Below are 9,654 nucleotides of genomic sequence, written 5' to 3'. Positions count from 1 at the left end.
ACGAGGACCAATTGATAGTACGATAGATTTTCGGAGTAGGCTTCTTCATTCGAAAATTATATTGCTAAAGAAGCCTTTAAGAACAGGTTTGTGCAACAAAGCCATTAATAGATAAAAAAATTAAAATAAATAACACTCATTTGAAAATTTTCATTATTAAAGTTTGAATAAAATTTTTCAAAAACTCTAATAACTTTGATTTTATGTTTTCGATCAATATATCTTTTTCATTAGATATTTTATCCGATATCTCATTGGAGGATTTATTATTATCGATAAATCCGAATTTTACTCCTGTTTCATCGACAAATTTTTCATATGATATTGGAGTGGGTACAATACTTGTAGATTCATTCTTCATTAGATACACCCAAACTTTTTCCTCGTTTGGGTTATATACTAATTTGAAAATTCTAGAGGGCTTCCAAACTTTATTTTTTCCAACCTTCACTGAGTTTTCTTGTTTATCAAATATGAGGCCCGAAAGGATATAAATATCACCATCTGAACGCGATATATATTTTCTAACATCGGCTTCTATTTTTCGCCATGGACCTCTGTTATTATCAGAATCTTGAGGAAAAATATTAGATAGTGCAAACGTTTGGGCCATACCACGTGGCGTAATCGCATTACCTGCAGACGCTAGATGCCCTCTATCAACACTAGGATGAACATTTTTATAATCAGAAGCTTTTGCCCGACCATTTGTAGGTGTTCTAGGATCAGAAAAAAAGAAATCTGTTCTCTGTAGGCCTTCACTTTTATTTTTTAATTGCTTAGCACTTAATTTTTCTATAACAAGTAGAGGGGTTTTTGTCCGGTCTGCATACAATACTGCAAAATTATCTGAACATAACTCCCTAATACCCCATTTAAACTTCTTAAAATAAGTTAATTCTGTTGTTTTTTTTGGATTTTCTTTAGGAAATAAATCTGTACAGCTATCAAAAGAATTCTGTTTTTGATTATTATTGTATAATTCTATTGGTCTTTTTTTAACAATTTCTGAATAATTTATATCATTTAAATTTCCTTTAGCAAAAACTAATGAAGTATTTAAACAAACACTAAATAAAATTAAATAAAAACTAAATTTCACAATTATCTACTTAATATAAAAAAATGAGTATATTGATTGAGTATACATACTCGATCAAAACCTATGGTATTAAACAATGAGTATATTTTTAGGGGGGTATTCTAAATGACCACGATCATAGCCTGAACCACGATAATCCGATAATAATGCACGATGTGTAGCGTTTACACGTGGCTCTTCGTGGAAATTATCTTCACGTTTAATCTTTTGACTTAAGCGCTGTGGAGATAAATATTCTGCTGTCCATAGCGATGTTTTGGAAACACCCGAATACATCACATTAAACCCATTAAAACATAAGGGGTAACTGTTTTTCTTTAAACTTTCTTTGATTAGAACAGGTGGTTGCTCTCGATAGAACTGATTTAAACACGTAGAGTTATTGGTACTACTTTGGGTAAACGGCAGTAACTGAAAAATTTTCTCTTGGCCAAACGCAATCGCAAAACTTCCAGTAGCAACAACACCCAACACCATTTTAACTACTGAATTTTTCAACAAAGGCTTCCTAAACAAGGTTAAATAAACAATCCACTCAAAACCCTTACAGATTAAGTTTTTGAATTTAAATAGCTTAACAAGTCAATAAACTGAAAGATATTGTGTCGACCTTCAACCGAGTAAAGCTTCTACGATTTGTGCTTAACTAAACAACATTCCATGTAACAATTTATTGTTTATTTCACAAAAAATGCTAGAAAATCAAATATCTTACAGATGCTTTATCGCACTTGTGATCATGATTATGTCATGTTGCGCAGTGTTGTTCGACAGCCTTGCGACACAGTTTGTCGTATAGGATCGTTTTATACTGATGTATCAAGATTCGCTAGGGAGAGTTGAATGATAAAAGCATTCAAACGGAGCATTCTAAAGGGTTTGATACTGTCTCAGTGCAATATCAGCCTATCTACTTTTGCAGACTCAATAACACAAATGATAAAGGTCTTACTTGCTAGGTTAGAGAAGAAGTCGTTGCTAAAAAACAAAGTGAATCAATGTAATACACCAACCCATAAAACCCATGGGCAAAAAAAAGCCAGAATGACTTCTGGCCTTTGATTGATATGAATTTAGATTTCGATCTGGCTGCCCATTTCTACTACACGGTTTGGCGGGATTTGATAGAAATCACTCACCGGACTGGTATTGCGTTGCATTGAAATAAACAGCTTTTCACGCCATGGCGCCATACCATCACCCACGGTATGAATCAAACGATCACGTGAGATGAAGAAGCTGATATGCATCATGTCAAATTCAACTTCAAGCTGCTTATAAGCCAACTCTAGTGCATTTGGAATATCAGGTTGATCCTTAAAGCCATAGTAAACAAAAACCCGTTGGAAGCGCTTATCTAAGACTTCAACACGGATTCTTTCTTGGTCTGGCACATAAGGAACATCACGGGTAATCACCGTCACCATAATATTGCGTTCATGCAGGACTTTATTGTGCTTGATATTGTGCAACATCGCATGAGGCACAATATTTGGATTACCGGTTAAGAATACCGCTTGACCGGGTACAAACTGTGTTTCATCACTCAAACTGACACTTTTAATAAACAGATCCAACGGCAAGGCATCTTTTTCCAAACGGTTAAAGACAATTTCTCGCCCGGTTTTCCACGTCATCAGAATGGTAAATACGATTGCACCGATGAGGATCGGAACCCATCCGCCTGAAATGATTTTTAATGAGGTTGACCCAATAAAAATACTATCAATCACTAAGAATGGGATGGCGAATAATGCCACTTTCCACTTTGGCCAACGCCAAAAGCCATATGCCAAGATTGAAATCAAAATCGTATCGCATAGCATGGTCATGGTAACTGCTACACCATAAGCATTGGCAAGATTGGCACTGTTTTGGAAAATCACAATCAATAAAAGAATCGAAACGTAGAGTATCCAGTTGATAAAGGGCAAATAAATCTGACCTTGTTCCACATCAGAGGTGTGATGCACGGTTAATCTTGGCAAATAGCGTAGCTGAATGGCTTGGTTTGCCATTGAAAACACACCTGTAATCACCGCTTGTGAGGCAATCACCGCTGCCGCTGTGGCTAGGGCAATCATGGGGTATAAGCCCCACTCAGGTACAAGCAAATAGAATGGGTTTTCAATCGCACTTGGATTACGTAGTAATAATGCACCTTGCCCTGCATAATTTAATAACAAACAAGGCAAAACAATGATAAACCAGCCTAAACGAATCGGCAGTCGGCCAAAATGCCCCATATCTGCATAGAGTGCTTCACCCCCCGTCACCGTCAAAATCACCGCACCCATGGTTAAAAAGGCCACAAAGGGTTGGTGAAAAATAAAGTTCAGCGCCCAATGTGGACTGAGCATGCTTAACACATAGGGGGTTTGGCTAATACTATGAATACCGATTAAACCGATAGAGGCAAACCAAGTTAAGGTGATTGGGCCAAAAAACTTACCCATGGTTCCCGTACCATGTCTTTGTACCAGAAACAGTGCGGTAAGAATCCCGATTGCTAAAGGCATCAGCCATTTATTAAACATGGGTGTGGCAATACTCAGCCCTTCAATGGCTGAAAGTACTGAAATTGCTGGGGTAATAATGCCATCACCAAAAAACAGTGATGCACCAATAAATCCCAAGGCAATTAAATAGATTTTGCGATTATCTGCGATACGATTAGAGCGTAAGTTCAATGCCAGCAAGGACATGATACCACCCTCACCATTGTTATCTGCTCGCATGATAATGGTGACATATTTAAAGCTAATGGTGAGCATCATGCACCAGAAAATCAGTGACAAGATCCCAAGCACGGTCGCTTCGGTGATGGCAATGTGTGCAGTCAGAAAACATTGGCGTAGGGCGTACAAGGGACTGGTTCCGATGTCTCCAAATACCACCCCTAATGCTGCGAGTGTGATCGCAGGTAACGCGGCTTTTTTTGCAGTACTTTGCATAGATTCGTCTTCAAAAATTTAGACACTATTTTTGCGCAATCATATCACTGTGAAATTTTTTTTGCTCTAAATCAATTGTTGCTTGGCAGAAATCTTTTTTTTGGTTATTATCCCACGCCTTGGTGAAGTGTCCGAGTGGCTTAAGGAGCACGCCTGGAAAGTGTGTATACGTTTATAGCGTATCGAGGGTTCGAATCCCTCTTTCACCGCCAGAATTGAAAAAACCACATGCCGATGCAGTGGGGAAAGGCTTAGATCTTAAGGGTTTAGGCCTTTTTTGTGTCTGAAAAATTGTATTTTAATATATGCAGTTTTTGTAGAAGTACTACATTGCTTATATATTCACGTTTTATAAATAAAAATCTAATAAAATCTATATCATAGCTGTTTAAAATTCTAGATTTTTATTTATACTCCATTATTCACTCTACCCCTGATAAAAAGAAATGATAAATGATGTTTCAAACTAAAAATTATTATCATGTTGAGTATTTAGGTGAGGCCGGCATTACACACACCTGCTTGCTGGCCCTTTGTAATCTCATACAAACTCATTCTGATCTCTCTTATGCATTACTTCTTACCAATGATCAATCGCATGCCTTGATCCTTAAAGATCAATCTGAAAGTTATTACATTATCCGTTCAGGCTTTACATCTGGTTATCCTGGCGAAGGTCCAAAAGGATTAGCGACAGCTCTAACCATATTAAATAAACATGAAATTGAAACCGAAGAAACTCTAATTACATCAAAAATGATGAAGAAGCTGAATAACTCATTACTAAGTGATGAGGATATTGATTTAATTTTTAAGCAGAAAATTATTCGTCCTATACAATTGCACGACTATATCTATCCTTTTAGAAATAAAGTTTCATCAACTTCTAGCCTAAAACGTTATTATCCTCTCGAGCTTCCCTATTCAATCATTGATGACAGAATTTTTGATTTAGCTTTGCTCTTTAAAAACGATCCAGATTCAGCGCTGTTAAAAGCATATAAACGCTTAGAAGATATTGTAAGAACAAGAACAGGACTAAGTGAACACAGCAGTAAATTGTTCTCTCAAACTTTTGCATCACCTAATGCCCCTCTTACTTGGGACTTACCAGATAAATCTGAAATTATCGGTCGTGCAAACTTATTTATTGGTGCATATCAGGCCTTTAGGAATGCACGGACACATAGAGAGAAGCCTGAAGAAAATTTAGTTCACCAATATCGTGAATTTTTATTGATCAATGAACTATATCTACTAGAAACAGAATCAAAAAATTTATAACTCAAATAAAGAAAAGGTCTTTAAGACCTTTTCTTTATTCTAATCAAGATAGTTCTTTACCATTACTTAAAATAAATGTTCGTAAAAGCTTCTCAACTTTCACATTGACTTTTAAAGTTGGGATTTTTACTCCTTCTTCTTGTTCAAAATACTGTTTAGCTTTTTCTTTATTAACATAATTCAACAGCTGCCCAAAGCGCCCAAATTCATCAATATTATTTTCATTCACATAGGCATTCATCAATTGTTTCAGTTTCACGTCACAATACCTAAAAGAATGAATAAAACATAAATGCCAATCGAGTACTGACTTATTTTTACTTATTATTATAAAGACTTAATGACTTATAAGTGAATATGATGAGTAGAGAGTGCTTTCGAGTAGGTGTAGTGGAACACTTGCAATATTATGTTTATCGCCTAATTGATCCTAGAGATGGGCAAACATTTTATGTTGGAAAAGGTAAAGGAAACCGTATCTTTAGTCATATTTATGACGAACAAATATCTAAAGAAGGTGATAGTTTATCAGATAAAATTCAACGTATCAGAGATATCAAGGCATCGGGGCTAGCAGTTCTTCATGTCATTCATCGCCATGCTTTGGATGAGAAAACTGCTTTTGAAGTTGAAGGGGCATTAATTGATGCCTATTTAGGATTGTCTAATATTCAAAATTGTTCAGGGAACAGTGAAAATGGAGTCATGCATGTTCATGAAATCAACCAGAAATATGCAGCTATTGAAGCTGTCTTTGAGCATAAAGTTTTATTAATCTCAATCAATAAAGGAATTAAGAATAGCTCAATCTATGATGCTGTTAGATTTGCATGGAGAGTGAATAAAGATAGAGCTGGAAAAGCAGACGTTATCCTTGCTGTTGCTCATGGAATTATTCGTGGTGCTTATATTAATGCTACTTGGTTGGAAGCTACTACTGATAATTTTCCAATGCATTTCGTTCAAGAAACTGATTTGAACAGATTTGGTTTTATAGCTGATGAAGCTTCTGACAATATTAAATCTCTATACATAGGCAAAAAAATTCCTAAAGAATTTGAAAGAAAAAAAGGAGATATCTCCCCTATTAAATATACTTACTAGTGTACATTTAACAAACACAGTCGTTATACGAGCCAACATGTAACTCGAAAGTAAAAATGTCCGCTTTTAGAATATGCACTTTTGTGATTTTCTTAGCGGACGATTTGGACTAATACCTTCTTTCAAAAGATATGAATTACTGTTCTATCACCAGCACAAAATTTGGTAACACTACCCCTTTGTTGGTCTTTAACACACCTACACATAAATTTTCAGGCGCTGAAATAAAAGTGATACCCGAGAAATCGCCCGTTGATTTACATTTTTTCTGATCTACTTCACTGGCCGCCTCAAGGTTTAATTGATGCTGTATATCTAATACAAGAACCTGTGCTAATGCGTCAAAAGCTTTATTTGCTTGTGTAAAAAAGACCGTATTATTATTTGCATCCCATTCAGTTAATGGTGCTTTTTTCTGGCTGATATAATTGTATAAACGCTTTGCAGACTTATTATTGTCAGCAGCATTTTTAAATTCAGCTTTCAATCCAAATACTGCCTTGACATCAGGTTTTTCTTTAAAAGAAAGCCGTGCAAATGGGACAATTTTAACGTCAGAAGCCTGATTTGAAGTCATTAGTTTAAGAGAAGTATCTGCTTGATTCTCCTGTAAAGCCGAGCTAATTTTTTTATTCACGATCTCATCAAATTTAATGGCTTGCTTTAAATTACTGTTAGAGATAGCTGCGCCATTATTTCGTTTATCAATCGCTGTAGCAACACCAACACCAATCAGTCCAAATGCATTTGATGCAGGGTTGGAAAGCGCATTGCTTGCATCCCCGACAGTAATTTGGCTTCCCTCAATAAAATGATCACCACCACCAGATTCCGTCATAGCTGAAATTTGTTCAGATGATACTGAAATTGTCGTGTTGCTGCCTTTTGCAGGGTATTGAATGGATTTGGTTGTTGTACACCCAGTTGCAATCATCGCAATGACGATTAAGCTTAAGAAAGACTTATTCATATGAAAACAGGCCTAAAGAATGGTTGATATATTAAAAACATGTGAATTTTTCGATATTGTTAAGCAATAATAAATAATTATTATGGCAAATGATACTGAGAATTATTCATTTCACGCAGATAAAAATTGGTCTTATATTTGAGTACACTAATTTTTATTTTTTACTGATTAACCTTTCATTTTTTTAAATAAAATCTTTTAAATTCCCCCGTCCGAATTGGGTAATAGGAGAAATTACTTTTATTTCACTTCAATCTATATCGTTGTTTAGGGCTTTTCGGCTTATCTGGAATGGTACGTTCAATAAGGTTTGCGTCTAACGCAGGATTGAGATAATTCTTTTGGAATGTTGCACGATGGGATAAATCTAATAACCGCATCAATTCAAACAAGCTATACTCTTTTTCCTGCATAACTGAAATTAAACGCTGAACTTGGTCGCTTACTTGTACGTCAACTTGAGCGCTATCTTGAGCGGTATTATTTGAGTCCAATATCGCATCCAAAATCATCTGCAAAATAAACTCTATAAATGCTGCAGAATCAGTACGGTCTGTGCTGGCTTGTAAAGCCTCATAGTAGGCCTTTTGATTTTGATAAATCAGACTCTCAACAGGAATATTTGCAAAAATAGTATTCCATCGGCTAAGTATCAATGTTTGCCAAAGTCTCCCCATACGTCCATTCCCATCAGCAAATGGATGTATAAACTCAAACTCATAATGAAATACCGAACTCTGAATGAGTGGGTGTTCTTGGCTATCTTTAAGCCATTCCAGTAAATCAGACATTAAACGAGGAACCTGATTCGCTGGCGGAGCCATATGCACCACATGATCACCAGACATGACACCTACATTGGTATGACGGTATTGTCCAACATCATCAATCAAGCCTGTCATTAAAATTTGGTGTGCTTGTAATAAATCTGCTTCTTGACTGGGTTGCCATTTTTGAAATGCGTCATAAGCTTTTATGGCATTACGTACTTCTTGAACTTCTTTAGGTGGTGCAATTACAGCTTTACCATTCAAAATCGCAGTAATTTGTTCTGTGCTGAGGGTATTTCCTTCAATTGCAAGCGAACCTTGAATTGTTCGGATACGATTGGCTTTTCTCAGTTTTAAGTTGTGTTGGACTTCCTCTAAAGCACTCAAACGCCCTATATTCTCACTGATCTGCGCAATCAGATGAATGATTTTTGATGTGATGGTATAAGGCGGTTGATATTTCATACCATTCCTAAACAGAAGTAAATACAAAGCACAGTTGATTAAACGCTAAAAGTTTTGTTTTTCATAGGTTATTGAATGCTTTCAGAAATGCCACCCTCAATTTAACCATAACACTATAGGCGAAATAAAAAACAATCCTTTATCTCGTCTCAGTTGGCATCACAACATCCGCAGACTGACACACCTCTTGCCACTTAATTTTAAAATCATTAATCGCTTTTTGTCGGGTTAAAGGTATCTGATAAATCGGTACACCCTTTGCATCGTCAATCATACCTTTTAACAATACCTGTTCTTTTGCAGACAATGCTTCAGGATTAAAATCAACATCATCCAACGATAAACCGTTTTGACGTAACTGCATTAACATTTCGGAGGTCTGTTCAAGTAACTGACATTCTTTAGGAGCTTCAGCATGTGCGACAGAAACCAATAATAATAAAATACTGAATCGTTTCATTCTCAATTGTTCTAGTTTTTACTTAGCTTATTTATACGATATTTGAGCTATTTTTTGAAGCAAATAGATACATATCCACTCAACTAAAAAGACAATTGACTATTTCAATTCAAACTTTCTTGAATTAGTATCAAGTGAAAAGAACTTCTAGCACGATTCAAAGGAGGTGAAATACAAAATAAAAATCATATAGATGTAACGTTCTCTTAAGATAATCATGATGCGGTACTTATTAGCGATTCAAACAAGTTAAAAGCATAAAACTGCTATTCGGGAGTGACAATGAATAACAGCGCCAATTATGTAAGACAAGTCAAAAATGCTAAACGTGGTGGATACACCCCAACTATTGCCAAAGATGTAAATAAGCATAAAATTCAGAAAGCTATCCAATTGATTGAGCAATGGAGAAAACTCGCAAACGAATTGAAACCCCAAATGCAAATAGATATGGCAATCACCCTAGAAGAATGCGCACAAGATCTGGATCATATTTTAAGGAGAAAATAAGTCTATATTTCAAAACTGATAAAGATTTATTGATT

At 35.8% G+C, this 9,654-nt stretch carries 9 protein-coding genes, 1 tRNA gene and 1 pseudogene; 4 read left to right on the top strand and 7 right to left on the bottom strand.

Annotated elements, in window-relative coordinates:
- Positions 1 to 136: 136 nt before the first annotated feature.
- The 3 genes and pseudogenes from FY049_RS22050 to FY049_RS22040 form a co-directional block, all read right to left on the bottom strand.
- Positions 137 to 1,102, bottom strand: coding sequence for a DNA/RNA non-specific endonuclease (locus FY049_RS22050; RefSeq protein WP_446084409.1), 966 nt, complete (start codon positions 1,100 to 1,102; stop codon positions 137 to 139).
- A 102-nt stretch (positions 1,103 to 1,204) separates the two neighbouring features.
- Positions 1,205 to 1,579 (bottom strand): annotated as a pseudogene (locus tag FY049_RS22045) (DNA/RNA non-specific endonuclease); the annotation flags it as partial.
- 596 nt (positions 1,580 to 2,175) lie between these two features.
- Positions 2,176 to 4,056 (bottom strand): potassium transporter Kup, encoded by a 1,881-nt coding sequence (locus FY049_RS22040; RefSeq protein ID WP_004718533.1) that lies wholly within the window; start codon positions 4,054 to 4,056, stop codon positions 2,176 to 2,178.
- A 121-nt stretch (positions 4,057 to 4,177) separates the two neighbouring features.
- On the opposite strand from FY049_RS22040, the gene FY049_RS22035 reads away from it, so the two are divergent.
- Together FY049_RS22035 and FY049_RS22030 are read left to right on the top strand one after the other, a co-directional pair.
- Positions 4,178 to 4,268 (top strand) — tRNA-Ser (locus FY049_RS22035).
- 244 nt (positions 4,269 to 4,512) lie between these two features.
- Positions 4,513 to 5,340, top strand: coding sequence for a TIGR02391 family protein (locus FY049_RS22030; RefSeq protein WP_105713872.1), 828 nt, complete (start codon positions 4,513 to 4,515; stop codon positions 5,338 to 5,340).
- 43 nt (positions 5,341 to 5,383) lie between these two features.
- Here FY049_RS22030 and FY049_RS22025 read toward each other — a convergent pair whose 3' ends face one another.
- A complete protein-coding gene (locus FY049_RS22025) occupies positions 5,384 to 5,599 on the bottom strand; it encodes a hypothetical protein (protein ID WP_004718536.1) in 216 nt (71 codons plus the stop codon).
- Positions 5,600 to 5,697: 98 nt separating this feature from the next.
- Here FY049_RS22025 and FY049_RS22020 point away from each other — a divergent pair, with 98 nt between their 5' ends.
- On the top strand, positions 5,698 to 6,444 hold the full coding sequence (locus FY049_RS22020; protein ID WP_446084410.1) for an LEM-3-like GIY-YIG domain-containing protein: 747 nt from the start codon (positions 5,698 to 5,700) through the stop codon (positions 6,442 to 6,444).
- Positions 6,445 to 6,580: 136 nt separating this feature from the next.
- Here the strand turns inward: FY049_RS22020 and FY049_RS22015 are convergent, their stop codons facing one another.
- The 3 genes from FY049_RS22015 to FY049_RS22005 form a co-directional block, all read right to left on the bottom strand.
- Complete coding sequence (locus tag FY049_RS22015; RefSeq protein WP_004718541.1) at positions 6,581 to 7,414, bottom strand: hypothetical protein; 834 nt, start codon at positions 7,412 to 7,414, stop codon at positions 6,581 to 6,583.
- A 245-nt stretch (positions 7,415 to 7,659) separates the two neighbouring features.
- Positions 7,660 to 8,649, bottom strand: a complete 990-nt coding sequence (locus FY049_RS22010) for a Fic family protein (RefSeq protein WP_154130707.1) — start codon at positions 8,647 to 8,649, stop codon at positions 7,660 to 7,662.
- A gap of 139 nt (positions 8,650 to 8,788) precedes the next feature.
- Positions 8,789 to 9,109: a hypothetical protein gene (locus tag FY049_RS22005; protein WP_154130708.1), complete on the bottom strand. Its 321-nt coding sequence runs from the start codon at positions 9,107 to 9,109 to the stop codon at positions 8,789 to 8,791.
- Positions 9,110 to 9,391: 282 nt separating this feature from the next.
- Between FY049_RS22005 and FY049_RS22000 the strand changes: the two genes are divergently transcribed.
- A complete protein-coding gene (locus FY049_RS22000) occupies positions 9,392 to 9,619 on the top strand; it encodes a hypothetical protein (RefSeq protein ID WP_004718547.1) in 228 nt (75 codons plus the stop codon).
- Positions 9,620 to 9,654 lie beyond the last annotated feature (35 nt).

The sequence above is a fragment of the Acinetobacter sp. 1125_18A genome (assembly GCF_052824985.1).
This window is presented reverse-complemented; position numbering and strand designations above follow the sequence as displayed.